The sequence below is a fragment of the Planktothrix sp. genome, assembly GCF_046067725.1.
Classification (GTDB): domain Bacteria; phylum Cyanobacteriota; class Cyanobacteriia; order Cyanobacteriales; family Microcoleaceae; genus Planktothrix.
Map to the genome: position 1 here is coordinate 1 of NZ_JBJUDF010000093.1, position 13,285 is coordinate 13,285.

The 13,285-nt window shown below is 38.0% G+C and carries 13 protein-coding genes; 8 read left to right on the top strand and 5 right to left on the bottom strand.

Features of this window, described 5'->3' with window-relative positions; translation table 11 throughout:
* Positions 1 to 709: filamentous hemagglutinin N-terminal domain-containing protein (locus ACKPEB_RS05355; protein ID WP_408963801.1), on the bottom strand; the 709-nt coding region annotated here is incomplete at its 3' end.
* Between the two features lie 128 nt (positions 710 to 837).
* On the opposite strand from ACKPEB_RS05355, the gene coaE reads away from it, so the two are divergent.
* From coaE to ACKPEB_RS05370, 3 genes are all read left to right on the top strand, one after another.
* On the top strand, positions 838 to 1,473 hold the full coding sequence (gene coaE / locus ACKPEB_RS05360; protein ID WP_408963802.1) for a dephospho-CoA kinase: 636 nt from the start codon (positions 838 to 840) through the stop codon (positions 1,471 to 1,473).
* A 173-nt stretch (positions 1,474 to 1,646) separates the two neighbouring features.
* Entirely contained in the window at positions 1,647 to 1,997 is a 351-nt protein-coding gene (psb28, locus tag ACKPEB_RS05365) for a photosystem II reaction center protein Psb28 (protein ID WP_408963803.1), read from the top strand.
* Positions 1,998 to 2,045: 48 nt separating this feature from the next.
* Positions 2,046 to 2,543: an ureidoglycolate lyase gene (locus ACKPEB_RS05370; RefSeq protein WP_408963804.1), complete on the top strand. Its 498-nt coding sequence runs from the start codon at positions 2,046 to 2,048 to the stop codon at positions 2,541 to 2,543.
* 77 nt (positions 2,544 to 2,620) lie between these two features.
* Here the strand turns inward: ACKPEB_RS05370 and ACKPEB_RS05375 are convergent, their stop codons facing one another.
* Positions 2,621 to 2,743, bottom strand: a complete 123-nt coding sequence (locus ACKPEB_RS05375) for a hypothetical protein (RefSeq protein ID WP_408963805.1) — start codon at positions 2,741 to 2,743, stop codon at positions 2,621 to 2,623.
* Between the two features lie 165 nt (positions 2,744 to 2,908).
* Here ACKPEB_RS05375 and ACKPEB_RS05380 point away from each other — a divergent pair, with 165 nt between their 5' ends.
* The 3 genes from ACKPEB_RS05380 to ACKPEB_RS05390 all read left to right on the top strand — a co-directional run bounded on the left by ACKPEB_RS05380 (position 2,909) and on the right by ACKPEB_RS05390 (position 5,178).
* Positions 2,909 to 3,355 (top strand): T3SS (YopN, CesT) and YbjN peptide-binding chaperone 1, encoded by a 447-nt coding sequence (locus tag ACKPEB_RS05380; RefSeq protein WP_408963806.1) that lies wholly within the window; start codon positions 2,909 to 2,911, stop codon positions 3,353 to 3,355.
* 122 nt (positions 3,356 to 3,477) lie between these two features.
* Positions 3,478 to 3,825, top strand: a complete 348-nt coding sequence (locus tag ACKPEB_RS05385) for a hypothetical protein (RefSeq protein WP_408963807.1) — start codon at positions 3,478 to 3,480, stop codon at positions 3,823 to 3,825.
* A 279-nt stretch (positions 3,826 to 4,104) separates the two neighbouring features.
* Positions 4,105 to 5,178, top strand: a complete 1,074-nt coding sequence (locus ACKPEB_RS05390; RefSeq protein WP_408963808.1) for a fatty acid desaturase — start codon at positions 4,105 to 4,107, stop codon at positions 5,176 to 5,178.
* 125 nt (positions 5,179 to 5,303) lie between these two features.
* On the opposite strand, the gene ACKPEB_RS05395 is transcribed toward ACKPEB_RS05390, so the two are convergent.
* The 3 genes from ACKPEB_RS05395 to ACKPEB_RS05405 all read right to left on the bottom strand — a co-directional run bounded on the left by ACKPEB_RS05395 (position 5,304) and on the right by ACKPEB_RS05405 (position 11,964).
* A complete protein-coding gene (locus ACKPEB_RS05395) occupies positions 5,304 to 6,002 on the bottom strand; it encodes a hypothetical protein (protein ID WP_408963809.1) in 699 nt (232 codons plus the stop codon).
* A gap of 28 nt (positions 6,003 to 6,030) precedes the next feature.
* Complete coding sequence (locus ACKPEB_RS05400; protein ID WP_408963810.1) at positions 6,031 to 9,582, bottom strand: AAA-like domain-containing protein; 3,552 nt, start codon at positions 9,580 to 9,582, stop codon at positions 6,031 to 6,033.
* 450 nt (positions 9,583 to 10,032) lie between these two features.
* Complete coding sequence (locus ACKPEB_RS05405; RefSeq protein WP_408963811.1) at positions 10,033 to 11,964, bottom strand: carbamoyltransferase; 1,932 nt, start codon at positions 11,962 to 11,964, stop codon at positions 10,033 to 10,035.
* A gap of 209 nt (positions 11,965 to 12,173) precedes the next feature.
* On the opposite strand from ACKPEB_RS05405, the gene ACKPEB_RS05410 reads away from it, so the two are divergent.
* Positions 12,174 to 12,491, top strand: coding sequence for a hypothetical protein (locus ACKPEB_RS05410; RefSeq protein WP_408963812.1), 318 nt, complete (start codon positions 12,174 to 12,176; stop codon positions 12,489 to 12,491).
* 133 nt (positions 12,492 to 12,624) lie between these two features.
* Positions 12,625 to 13,131, top strand: a complete 507-nt coding sequence (locus tag ACKPEB_RS05415) for a hypothetical protein (protein ID WP_408963813.1) — start codon at positions 12,625 to 12,627, stop codon at positions 13,129 to 13,131.
* Positions 13,132 to 13,285 lie beyond the last annotated feature (154 nt).

The following is a 13,285-nucleotide window of genomic DNA, read 5'->3' on the forward strand; positions in this document are numbered from 1 at the left end:
CAATAGCAGCAATAGTAATTTGTCCTCCGGGTGCGTTGAGCGTTCCGGTATTGATGATATTTCCCCCAATTAAGGTTAATGTTTGTCCAGAAGAAACGGTGAGTTCTCCTGAATTCATAATATTACCTGGATTTGAAGTGGCAAACAGAAAAGAATTCGGTTCACCCGAAAGGCTATTATAATTATTATCATCTAAAGCATTAAAAAAACCTGAATTAAATCCAATTCCGGTAGCAGTTGTGGCGGTAAATGAAGCAGGAACATCTAAACGAGATCCGGCTCCAAAAATCATACCAGCCGGATTTAAAATAAATAGATTAGAATTGCCACCTGTGACTTGAATCAACCCTTCAATGACAGAAGGTTGTCCTCCCACGACACGACTCAGAATATTTTGAATTGAAGGGTTAGAAACAAAGTTAGCAATTTGACCGGGGGGAACGTTAAATTGAGTAAAACTATGAAATAAATTTCCTCCATCGGCTGACAGTTGACCTCCGGTAATATTAATGCGATTTTCAACAGAATTAGTCAGGGTATTGGTACTATTAGGCTCAGGAATAATAGACTGTGCTAAAACTGAATTGCTGGAAATATAAATGTTAAAATTACCCGCGAATTGTTCTGGCAATTCATGAATTCCAACCATCCAAAATCCTGCTAACGGAAAGGAAATTAAAATTCTCTTGAAAAAGTGTCCAGGCTGCATAGGGGTTTATGGCTTAAATAAACAATCACTGAAAGGGAATCTACAACGTAGATCTCGACAGAAGCTACCCAGATGGACTATTCTGATTGAAACCGAATTAATAATATTATAGATTGAAAATCAAAAGTATGCGTTTAATTGGTCTAACTGGGGGAATCGCTACAGGGAAAACGACTGTATCTAACTATTTAGCGACAGCTTACCAACTTCCAATTTGGGATGCGGATTTATATGCGCGAGAAGCTGTTAAACCCGGTTCACCTGTTCTCGAGTCTATTGTTCATCGTTATGGCAAGGATATTTTATGTTCTGATGGTAACTTAAATCGTCAACAATTAGCCAGTCTAATCTTTTCAAACTCATCAGAACGAACCTGGGTAGAGCAACAGATTCACCCCTTTGTCCGCCAATGTTTTGTTAACAATATTCAACAATTAAAAACAACAACAATCTCCACTGCTGATATTAGCCGTTCCCCCTCGGCGGATGGGGTTTTAGTGGTTCCATTATTATTTGAATCTCAGATGACAGATTTAGTGACTGAGATTTGGGTTGTTTATTGCCCACCTGAACAACAATATTTAAGGTTAATTCAACGGGAAAAAAATAATTTTAATCGAGTTTTAACTCTTGAAGACGCTCAAGCTCGAATTCAAAGTCAAATGTCGTTGGAAGCAAAATGTCAACAGGCGGATGTCGTTTTATATAATTCTTCAACCCCAGAAAAACTTTTTAAACAAGTTGATACAGCCATTCAAGGTTAATGGATTAACCCTAATTACAACTCATAGAGGATGGGGATCAAACTTTTATCACTGGGTACGCCACAAGTGTTTAAAATTATCACAAGTCTTTAAAATGATTGATTAATGGTAAACTTTATTGATATTTGACTCAAAATCCGATAAACTAAAATAAAATACGAGAGGAAAATGCGATGAAAACCTCTGTACAATTTGTTGATGGATTAGATGAAGAAATTAGCGGGATTAGCCTGCGGAAACTCAAACACTCCCAAACCAAGATTGTTGTTTTGGTTTTTGAGCGCCTTCAAGCCATCGAACGCTTACGAGCTTATCGCAAGCAAATCACAAATTTGTGGTTGCGGGATGAAGAAGGACAAATTAAAGTCACTCCCAGTGGCGTTAAATTTTTCTACGGGGGAGATGAGGATCTATCTAAAGTTGAATGTGCCTTTGAAGTAGACTCAGAAGAAATCTTTGAACGAGTCATGCGTTTTTTACACCGTTATGCGGATGAAAATGGATTTCAATTTCAGTCAACTTAATCATTGTGAATCAATCGATCTTGACTTCTTAAAATGCTGAGGTTGTCAATGCCTAAACTCATGATTCAACAGTTAGCTGCTGAATGGATTACCCCTGAACGATTTAAACCCTATGGGCAAGTTATTTCAGCCTCGGCTGATGATAAATCTTATGACGAGGAGGATGCCCAACTGAACTTAAAAAATGGCATCCCTCGTTTTTATATTATGCGACTTCAACAAAATGGTTTAAAATTTCATCAAATTACCCGTCATGTTCAATGTACTCAATGCTTAGGATCATTAGAAGGAAAAGATTGGTTTATAGCCGTTTGTCCGCCTTCTAAAACTGATGAACCAATCTTAACTGATTTAGCGGCTTTTCATATTCCGGGCAATTGTTTTATAAAATTAGACCTTGGAACTTGGCACGCTGGGCCTTATTTTACCCATGATACGATTGATTTTTATAATTTAGAATTAGCCGATACGAATTTTGTGGATCACTTGACCCACGATTTTGCTAAAAGTCATCAGTTAGAATTTGAAATTGTAGGTATTTCCTGATATAAAGGAAAGAATCATCAGTTTTTTGAGGATTAGTGATTGCCCATCCTTAATTCCCGATTTCCATTGCCCATTCCCTATCTCTCCAACTGTTTCAACGCTTGAAACGTGAGTAAGAAAAAGCCTAATGAACCGATCACCGTAATCACTTGAGCAATTAAATTAGCCGTTGCCATTTCATCCATTGTGCATTCTCCCATCAATGTGAACTTAAGAACTCCTATTCAGAGTTTACCCGATGAATAGAACTCCCGTTCTAAAAATTTAGAATCATCCGTTTCTGTGTTGAGAAATAATACAAATCTGCCTGATCCTAACCCCAAAGATGTTAAAACAAAGGAAAAATCGCGAGGAGAAAGCTCAGGATGCAATTTCAAACCACAGTGCAAGAAGCTTGTTACAACAAAGTTGCCACTTGGATGAGAGAATTATACGGTAAATTCCCTTGTGCCAGACAAGATGTTCCGGGGTTAGCAATGGTCATGGGTTCAGCATTAGTTGAGGTCTTTGTGTTTCCTTGGGAAAAAGATGATGCGGTGATTAATACCCGGTCTTATGTTGTCACTGATGTGGAACTTTCCCCAGATTTATTACATTTTCTATTAAGAGAAAATAATATCATGAGATTTGGAGCTTTTGGAATTGATGAAGAGGGAAGTATTGTTTTTGAACATACGATTGTGGGTTCAACTTGTGATAAACTAGAGTTACAAGCTTCTGTCAATGCCGTGTTAGAAATTGCCGATGAATATGATGATAAAATTGTAGATCGTTGGGGAGGAAAAAGATCATTAGATCGCATCGCCAGTTAACTATTCTTTTCTGGGCGGTTTAAATTTTATTGATGAAATCTAAAATGAATGTCATCAATCCGCCCATCCTGTCTCTTAACTTCTGATATAATCAATTCTATATTTCTTTAAAGTATCTGTTTATGTCTTTTTACCAGCAAAACCTAGAAGCCTTTCTGCAACTGTTAGAACAACAACCTCAATTATTTACTGAATCAAAACGTCAAGAATTACTCCGATTAATTGATCCGTTACCCGATGATATTGAAACCTTATCGGTGGCGATCGCCAGTTGGTATGAAAAAGATGATGAAATTGTAGATGCTCAGTTAGAAATTTTGAATCAGTCTCTGTTAATGAATCAAGAACCTCAAGATTCTGCGATCGCAAAATTAGCACTAGCTCGTTTCCCTGGAGCAAACAATCAGAATCTTCCTAAACTCAATCAACCCTTAAACAAAGAAACCTTAAAAAACGTAATTCAACAATAGATGCTGATCTGATTCAGTTGATTAAAGAGAGTTTATAAACACCAATTAATTCATTTTAATGTCATTAAAAGATAGATGACCCATCCTCCAACGTGGCTTAAATTGGCCCAACCATCTTGAGAATTGAAAATTGATTGCAAAAATTAACAGATAAAACGGTACAATAAGTTTTGTTCAACAATCGCAGTTAAAGTTAATCTCCCAAATCTTGGTATTTGTGATTCAATTTGGGGGAATAACAAAACTGAAGATGATTTACAAGGTCAAATCAAAACGTTCGTGCAATTATCTAATCGTCCTAACCAGTCCACTCTCACCGCTTTACCTAGTACAACATCAGAGTTACCCTTTACGCTTCAAGATGTGAAAGCGGCGATTCCTGCCTACTGTTTTGAACCCTCGGTGGGAAAATCTTTGAGTTACTTCTTCATTGATATTTCCATTATTGCTGGGTTGTATTTTATCGCTTATCAACTCGATTCTTGGCTATTTTTCCCCATTTTTTGGGTGATGCAAGGAACGATGTTTTGGGCGTTATTTGTTGTAGGTCATGATTGCGGTCATGGATCTTTCTCAAAAATCAAATGGCTGAATAATTTAATTGGCCATCTCTCCCATATTCCTATTCTTGTTCCCTATCACGGTTGGCGAATTAGTCACAGAACCCATCACGCCAATACGGGAAATATTGACACCGATGAAAGTTGGTATCCGGTGACAGAAACCAAGTTTAATCTGATGCCTTGGTATGAAAAGCTGTTTCGCTTTTATGTTCCGTTACTGGCTTATCCGATTTATCTATTTCGGCGTTCTCCTAACCGTCAAGGATCTCATTTTCTGCCGAGCAGTCCTTTGTTTAAACCTTCAGAAAAGTGGGATATTATTACCAGTACAGCCCTTTGGATTGCCATGGTTGGTTTTCTAGCTTTTCTCACGTTTCAGTTTGGATGGCTGTTTTTTGTTAAATACTATTTCATGCCTTATTTAGTGTTTGTAATGTGGCTAGATTTAGTCACCTATTTACATCACACGGAAGCGGATATTCCTTGGTATCGGGGAGATGATTGGAATTTCCTCAAAGGAGCTTTATCCACCATTGACCGAGACTATGGATTTATTAATCCGATTCATCATGATATTGGAACTCATGTCGCCCATCACATCTTTTTGAGTATTCCCCACTATCATTTAAAAGCAGCAACGGAAGCGATTAAACCCGTTTTAGGGGATTATTATCGTTTTTCCAATGAACCGATTTGGAAAAGTTTTATTCAATCCTATTGGTCTTGTCATTTTGTTTCTGATCAAGGTTCAGGAATCTATTATCAATCGGGTTGGAATTCTAAAAATTAGCAATCAATCGTAGGGGCGGGGTTCTCCCGCCCAAAATCAGTTATCAGTTTATATAGCACTACGCATCATTCGTTAGGACAGTTTTGCATCCTGAAATTCTTTCAATTCTTACTGTTTCCTTCCATTTATTGAATTTTAACATTTAATTTATAGGTAGCATTGCCACGAGTACCCCCTACAATTATTTCATAATTTCCAGTAGCCGGTAATTTTAAACTCGATTGGGTAGCTTCTGTTTTCAAAATTTGCCCATTCGGTGCAATCACATCAAATACGGCATTATTTTCTAACGATGTCATTTTCAGATCCATTCTCTGTCCTTGATTCGCTCTTAATAAATAAATATTGCGACTTCCTCGAACAACCGATTGATTAACGGTGGTACTATTAGTTCCGGGTGCAAAGCGAATTTGAGACACTAAACAAGGTTGTTTTTGATAAACGACTCGTCCTGTATTCAAAGAATTTGAAGTTAACGTCCAGGTTTCTTTAGTTTTTTGGGTATCTAACTCAATTTTAGTGGTGATATTTAAGTTTAACTGATTCCCATTTTTTGTTCCTTGTAAGGTTTGAGTATAGGAAGTATAATAAGATTCTTTTTCATTATGAATCGTCGCTTCTACTCGACCCGTGACTTGATTTCCTTGAATATAAATTCTTGCCGTAGAATCCAGATTATCATTAGCGACCGAAAAACAATAACCTTGAATCGCAGAAGTGCTAGACGCTTGAGCAACTTGTAGGGGGGGATGATTTGCCATCCCAGGTGTGACATTGAGTAAACTTGCAAAAATGACTACACATCCTAATAATTTCATCATCATAATTGACTCCGGGTGAAAGGTTGATTGATCACTGATGATTGATGTTCTGACATAATTGTCGGTCTTCAGGACTAACCGTTGAATTAGTTTTTAAATAATCCTTAACCCAGTTGCAAGCATAAGCAAAATCATCTAACGTTAAAACTCGATGTAAATCCCATAATATTATCGTTTTATCCGCACTAACTGAAGCCAGGGTTTGACTATCAGGACTAAATTTAACATTGTAGACTTCATCATCATGACCATTCAAGGTTTTAACTAATGTTCCATCCCGTCTCCACAGTCTAATGGTTTTATCTTGACTTGCAGAAGCTAACCATTGTTGGTCAGGACTGAAGGTTACCGCCATAACATTTGCGGTATGTCCCCTAAGAGTTTTATCCGCAACAAACGATTGAATTTGAGGATTCCACCGCCACAATTTTACCGTTTCATCTCGACTAGCAGAAGCTAAAAACTGACTATCAGGACTAAACGCCACATCCCAAACGCCATCTTGATGACCGATTAAGGTTTGTAGCAATTTACCTTTGAAATTCCAAAGTTTAATGGTATTATCATTAGAACTCGAACCAATCCATTGATGTTGAGGGTGAATTGTGATTCCCCAAACTTGACTATTATGACCTGTTAAAGTTCGGCGAACTTTGCCATCCAGTCCCCAAATTTTAACCGTTCTATCCCAACTGCCAGAAACAATCGATTGATTGTCAGGAGTAAATTTGACACCCCAAACGCCCCAATTATGCCCCTGTAAAGTTTGATCAGGACGGGGGTTAAAGTTTCCTTCCTGAGTTTTCTTCCAAAGTTTTAGGGTATTATCATCAGAACTGGAAACTAACCATTGACCATCGGAACTAAATTCAACCCGGTTGACCCGCCACCGATGTCCCGTTTTTAAGGTTTGCAATAATTCACCTTTATTTGTCCATAATTTAATCGTTTTGTCCAAGGAAGAAGAAGCAATCATTTGACCATCGGGACTGAAGGCAACTCCCCAAACCGTATCTTTATGTCCAATTAAAGGTCTTACTAAAGTATCGTTAATTTTTGAGAGTTTCACACTTTTATCCCAACTGGCAGAAGCAATGGTTTGACTATCAGGACTGAAGGCAACCGCACTCACTTCAGCTTTATGTTGAAATAAAGTTTTATAAGGAGTATAAACCGAAGGGCTTTGATTTTTACGCCAAAGTTGGATTTTTTGATTCCGAATGGCCCCCGCTAAATATTTACCATTGGGACTAAATGCCACACCCCAAACTTCATCCCCAAAGGGGCCAAAAGTATGAATTAATATCCCTTCCCGACTCCAAATTTTAATCGTTTTATCGCGACCGCCAGAGGCTAAATATTGACCATCGGGACTCCAAGCCACCGACATAATTTCAGCTTGATGTCCAGTCAAGGTTTTGAGGAGTGTACCATTGGATTTCCAAATTTTAACCGTATTATCTTCACTTCCAGAAGCAAATCTTTGACCATCGGGGCTAAAAGCAACTGTAACGATCTTCTTGCTATGGGCAGGTATTGTTTTAATCAGATTTCCGTCAATTGTCCACAATTTTAGGGTTTGATCAAAACTAGAAGAAACCAGTTGATCTTCTGTGGGACTAAAACTGACTGCCATAACCGCATCTTTATGTCCGGTTAGTGTTCTTAAATAAGTGCCGTCAGTTTTCCAAAGTTTGATAGTTTTATCGTTACTGGTAGTGGCAAAAATTCGATGACGGGAACTAAAAGCAACACTTATTAAAGAATCTTGATGTCCGGTCAGGGTTTTGATTAATGTGCCATCGGGTTTCCAAAGTTTAATCGTTTTATCCTGACTAACCGTAGCAATTAAATCTCCTTGTGGGCTAAATTGTACCTTATAAATCGCGCTGGTATGTCCTAACAATTGGTTATATTCTTGAATTCCATAAACCGCTTTTTGTAAGGTTAATTGTACCATTTGCTGAGTTTCGGTATCAACATCAGGAAGGGTTTTTAATTTCCGATAGGCTTTCATCGATTGAATTAAGGCTTCAAATCGTTGATTCAGGGCAAATAAAGCTTCAGAAGATTGGCGTAAAGCTTTCATTTCATTGGTTTTTGCTTGTTGTTCATTCACCCTTGCTTGATGATATTGAAACCAAGAAATTCCACTCAATGCGATAGCAATTATTAACGCACTACTAACGGATAATAGTAAAAATCGTTGCAGTTTTGCGGTTTGTTTTTCTTGAAACAGTCGTGCTTCCGTTTCTCGCATTTTCGCCGCTTCTAACGCTTGCTGCATTTCCCGGCGGTCTAATTCTTCACTTTTGGCTAAAAATTGATAATCTAAATCACTAATACTGCGTCCGTTTGACCAATTTTGAGCTTCTTTTAACGCTTGTCCTCGTAAGAGTCGGGAAACATCTTGTTGTTGAGATTGTACCCAAGCATCAAAAGCTTGAGAATAAGGTCGCAGAGTCCGCAATTGTTGAACCACCCAATCGAGGTCAAACACTTCTTGATAAATCCGATTTTTAACTTGGATAAATCCTCCAGCTTTGACGACTAAACCGGATAAAATTAGTTCGCTTTGTTCCTTACTATCATCAATCTGAACGTCTAAACCTTTGAGAATATCTTGATAGATTCCTAGAATTCTTCCTAAGTGTTCTTGATTCGATTCAATTCGGTTTCGGATAGTTCTTAAATGTTCCGGTTCATCTTGAGATTCCCATTTATGAATCATTCGTGATCGCACTAAGGATTCTACCCAAAAGCCTTCAGTTCCAGGGGGAATAGTTAAGGTTTGATTAATAGATTTTTGAGTAGAATCTAAAATACATTGACAGATTTTTTGAGTTAAAAAAGGTTGCCCTCCTGTCCACTTAATAATTTCTCGCATGACAGTCGTAGCATTGCTGACTTTGTGTTCTAAACCTTGAATTAAGGGTTGTACTTCATTAAAGGTAAATCCTTCTAATTCTATCGCTTTTCCAATATTAAAGGGGGTACGACTGCGATCAGAAATTAAATCTGAAGGGGTCGCAACTCCAAATAAAGCAAAGCTAATCCGGTTATATTCAGGATTAATAGCCCGTTGGTTATAACAAAACCGAATAAAAGCAAAAAAATCGTCTACTTTAAAATTTAAGCTTAAAATACTATCAATTTCATCCACAAAAACAATTAATTTTTTTTCAGGAAATTTCGTTAATAAAATATCTTCAATAAAATTACTTAACCGTTGAATCATGGAAATATCTTCTTCTTCTTTCCACCAATTTTTTAAATTAAATTTACCCAGTAGGTTAAACCCTCTCCATAACTCGCTGGCAATTCCCTTATACCATTGTTGGGAGGTAATCATTTCGCTCCCAATGCGAGTCATATCTAATGTGGCACACTGAAATCCTTCTTGTTGTAAACGATAACGAGTTCTCACCAGTAAGGAAGATTTTCCCATCTGTCGAGAATTTAAAACATAACAAAAATTTCCTTTCTGTAATTGAGAATATAGATCAGAATCAGCTTTACGGACAACATAGGTGGGAGCGTCTTGGGCTAAACTTCCCCCGATTTGATAGTCAGAATCAATCATGGGATATAGGGAATAGGGAACAGCTTAATGGGTCGCACTATATTATTTTTTTGAGCCGCAGTGGGAATAAAATAATATCATACTATTTTATTTCCCTAATTTATAATAATCATTGAAAACCGATATGAAACGACTCAAAGTATTGTCTCCCTATGCCATAATGATGTACCCGGTTTGGGTATTTTAACTGATTGCTATAGCAAGTCTAAATCGGTTGTAATAACCTCTATTACTAAAACCCTTACCGTAGGGGCAATTCATGAATTGCTCCTACCCTAAATCAAATAGGATTGCTATAGTTGTTCTATTTCTTTGCAATTACCGAGTATCCGTCAGCATATCCCTTGCATGATCAAGGTCATTTTTCATGACTGAGTTAACCTCAAGTAAGCTTTTTAGCTTACTTGAAGTTAAACGAATCGCACATTGAACCTAGAAACGAGAGAAAGGTTAATCCAATTCAAATTCCTTTTGCCAAGAATCATCTTTTTGCCAAGGAGTTTGTTCTGTTTTTGCTAATAAGAAATTCTCTAAAACCAGATAATCCATTTCCGTTCGCATAAAACAACGATAGGCATCTTCAGGACTACCCACAATCGGTTCACCCCGCACGTTAAAAGAAGTATTCACAATCACCGCACATCCGGTGAGTTTTTCAAAATGTTGGATTAAATCGTAATAACGAGGATTCGTTTCTTTGTGAATGGTTTGTACCCGTGCAGAATAATCAACATGGGTAATTGCCGGAATTTCTGAACGAGGAATATTGAGTTTTTCAATCCCAAAAAGTTGTTCCTGTTCCGGGGTCATGGGAATTCTTAAATTCTCTTGCACCGGAGCCACAATTAACATATAGGGACTGGGACGATCTAATTCAAAATAATCCGAAACTCGTTCGGCTCTGACCGATGGCGCAAAGGGTCGAAACGATTCCCGATATTTAATTTTCAGGTTCATCACCGACTGCATTTTTTGATTACGAGGATCACCAATAATTGAACGTCCACCTAACGCCCTCGGCCCAAATTCCATACGTCCTTGGAACCATCCCACGACGTTTCCATCAGCTAAAATTTCAGCTAAACGAGGCATTAATTCCGCATCATCTAACCGTAAATATTTCGCGCCAACGGTATCTAAATATTCCTGAATTTCGACCTCGCTAAATTTCGGCCCCAGATAGGAACCTTGCATATAATCTAAGCGTTTTTGATGGGTTTTTAACGCCACAGTAGCAGCTTTAGATCCCACAACGGTTTCTAACTGTTTTTCAGCCAGAATATCAATGGCGAGATCGGTTTCAACGTTACGAGGTTGTTGATGATATTGATACCAAACCGCTAAGGCTGCCCCTAACGCTCCTCCTGCATCTCCGGCGGCGGGTTGAATCCAAATATCTTTAAACGGCCCTTCACGGAGAATTCGACCATTAGCGACGCAGTTAAGCGCAACCCCTCCCGCTAAACACAGATAATCGACATTTAATTCTTTTTGAACCGCACGAGTTAGACGTAAAACCACTTCTTCTGTTACCACTTGAATTGAAGCGGCAATGTCCATTTCCCGTTGACTAATGGGGGTTTCTGGTTTGCGAGGCGGGCCACCAAAGAGTTGATCAAATTTGCTATTCGTCATGGTTAGACCAACAGCATAATTAAAATATTTCAGATTTAATCGGAATGTGCCATCGTCTTTTAAATCAATTAAATGGGTGAGGATTTTATCAACATAAATGGGTTCACCATAAGGTGCTAATCCCATTAATTTATATTCTCCAGAGTTAACTTTAAACCCGGTATAATAGGTAAAGGCAGAATACAATAACCCTAAAGAATGGGGAAAATCGATTTCCCAAATCGGTGTTAATGTATTTCCATCTCCTAACCAAACCGAAGTCGTTGCCCATTCTCCCACCCCATCTAAACACATGACGGCGGCTTTTTGAAAGGGACTCGGAAAGAAGGCAGAAGCCGCGTGAGATTGATGATGTTCTGTAAATAATAAGGGGGGAAGTTTAGCTTTTTTTGCTCCAGCGATCGCAGATAATTCTCTTTTTAATACAGATTTTAGGTAAAGTTTTTCTTTTAACCAAACAGGCATAGCTTTAATAAAAGAACGAAACCCGCGAGGTGCATAACTGAGGTAGGTTTCGAGGAGTCGTTCAAATTTAACCAAAGGTTTATCGTAAAAAACGACTTGATCAATTTCAAAAAAGGTAATGTTGGCTTCCTGAAGACAATAGCGGATGGCATTAACCGGAAATCGAGCATCGTGCTTTTTGCGGGTAAACCGTTCTTCCTGGGCGGCTGCCACAATCTTACCATCACAGACCAGCGCCGCAGCACTGTCATGGTAATAGGCTGAAATTCCAAGTATATTCATTGACATCTCCTCACAAGGCGCATTCAGGCCTGTCTGTGATTATAAAGAAATAATCAAGAGATTATAGCGTTAACTGGACAATCTGCCACAGGGGTTGACGGTTGGCTGTTGATGCTTGAGGGAGAGTTCCGTTGGTTAGCTTGACAAAATTGAAAGTTCACCATATTGTTAAGAAACTATATTAATATCTAATTACATTATTATGTTAAATGATAAATTCAGACTCCACCTTGGAAACAATCATCCAGATTGTCGAAAGAGGTGAAATTCCAAAAGCCAGTGATTTTAAGTTATGGGCGGAGTTAAAAGGCTGGCAACCCACTCAAACTACTGAAGGCCCCTTAAAATACGTCGATGAAAATGGCGTAGTTCGGCTAACCTTAAAGCAAGGCAGTTCCAGGACACCTGGAAGTGATTATCCTCATGTTGAACTCAGAAATCCTGATACCCAAAGGATAGATATCTGGGGAAATCACGTTACTCGCAAAAGTCTAGGGAATCATATACGAATCGAATGGGACATATAGGATGGACGAGGTTGAGTGATGCTGGTTTAGGATAACTTCAGAAAAAGAGTTGACTTGAGTTTAACAAGCTAAGTCACCTCTTTCCTGACCCAACAAAAAACAGTTCAGCCCTTTCAGTTCAACATCATAAATTATGGATAGACTTAATTATTGGCAGTTGACAGGTTTAGAAAATATCTATCTTGAAGATAGTTATGTATTGGGTATCAAAACTGATACCGCTATAGAATTTTTTTTAGAAGCTGTTTTGACAGAAAATCATCCGCTTTACAGTTCTCCTTTGCCTGGAGAACAGTATTGTTATCGAAGAATAACTTTAAAATTTTCCCATCCCCAAACCTATAATCTAACTTTAAATAAAATGCTCCCAATTGTCGATCCTGATGGAACGTGGGATTATGGTAATATTGATGAGTTTTTTATGGAAAACGAAGCCTATCATTTAATCGGTGAATGGGGAGAATTAACCGTTGTTTCTGATCCTCCTATGATTGAATTTGATCAGGATTTTTCAATAGCCAATAGTGATTTCCTGCAAAAAATGATTAGTTTTGAAAAAATCAAAGAAAATTATCCTACTTTAATTGATGAAAATGTTAAATCTTTATCAATTAATTTTTCTGTTTTAGCAATCCGTTAAATCATTGTATCCAACCCTGATTTCTGGTTATTTTTTCCAGATGTGAAATTCAGTCTAGGACTTACAACTCCCCCTGTTCCCTGTTCCCTGCTATAAAATAGAAAAGTTGTTAACGTTTAATCAACGTTGCCAGATAGCAGAGAAAACCTTTAAA

What these genes read in the sequence shown, in the direction of transcription:
- coaE (WP_408963802.1), top strand. Translation starts at nt 838, where the DNA reads ATGCGTTTAATTGGTCTAACTGGGGGAATCGCTACAGGGAAAACGACT.
- psb28 (WP_408963803.1), top strand. Translation starts at nt 1,647, where the DNA reads ATGAAAACCTCTGTACAATTTGTTGATGGATTAGATGAAGAAATTAGC.
- ACKPEB_RS05370 (WP_408963804.1), top strand. Translation starts at nt 2,046, where the DNA reads ATGCCTAAACTCATGATTCAACAGTTAGCTGCTGAATGGATTACCCCT.
- ACKPEB_RS05375 (WP_408963805.1), bottom strand. Translation starts at nt 2,743, where the DNA reads ATGGGAGAATGCACAATGGATGAAATGGCAACGGCTAATTTAATTGCT.
- ACKPEB_RS05380 (WP_408963806.1), top strand. Translation starts at nt 2,909, where the DNA reads ATGCAATTTCAAACCACAGTGCAAGAAGCTTGTTACAACAAAGTTGCC.
- ACKPEB_RS05385 (WP_408963807.1), top strand. Translation starts at nt 3,478, where the DNA reads ATGTCTTTTTACCAGCAAAACCTAGAAGCCTTTCTGCAACTGTTAGAA.
- ACKPEB_RS05395 (WP_408963809.1), bottom strand. Translation starts at nt 6,002, where the DNA reads ATGATGATGAAATTATTAGGATGTGTAGTCATTTTTGCAAGTTTACTC.
- ACKPEB_RS05400 (WP_408963810.1), bottom strand. Translation starts at nt 9,582, where the DNA reads ATGATTGATTCTGACTATCAAATCGGGGGAAGTTTAGCCCAAGACGCT.
- ACKPEB_RS05405 (WP_408963811.1), bottom strand. Translation starts at nt 11,964, where the DNA reads ATGAATATACTTGGAATTTCAGCCTATTACCATGACAGTGCTGCGGCG.
- ACKPEB_RS05410 (WP_408963812.1), top strand. Translation starts at nt 12,174, where the DNA reads ATGATAAATTCAGACTCCACCTTGGAAACAATCATCCAGATTGTCGAA.
- ACKPEB_RS05415 (WP_408963813.1), top strand. Translation starts at nt 12,625, where the DNA reads ATGGATAGACTTAATTATTGGCAGTTGACAGGTTTAGAAAATATCTAT.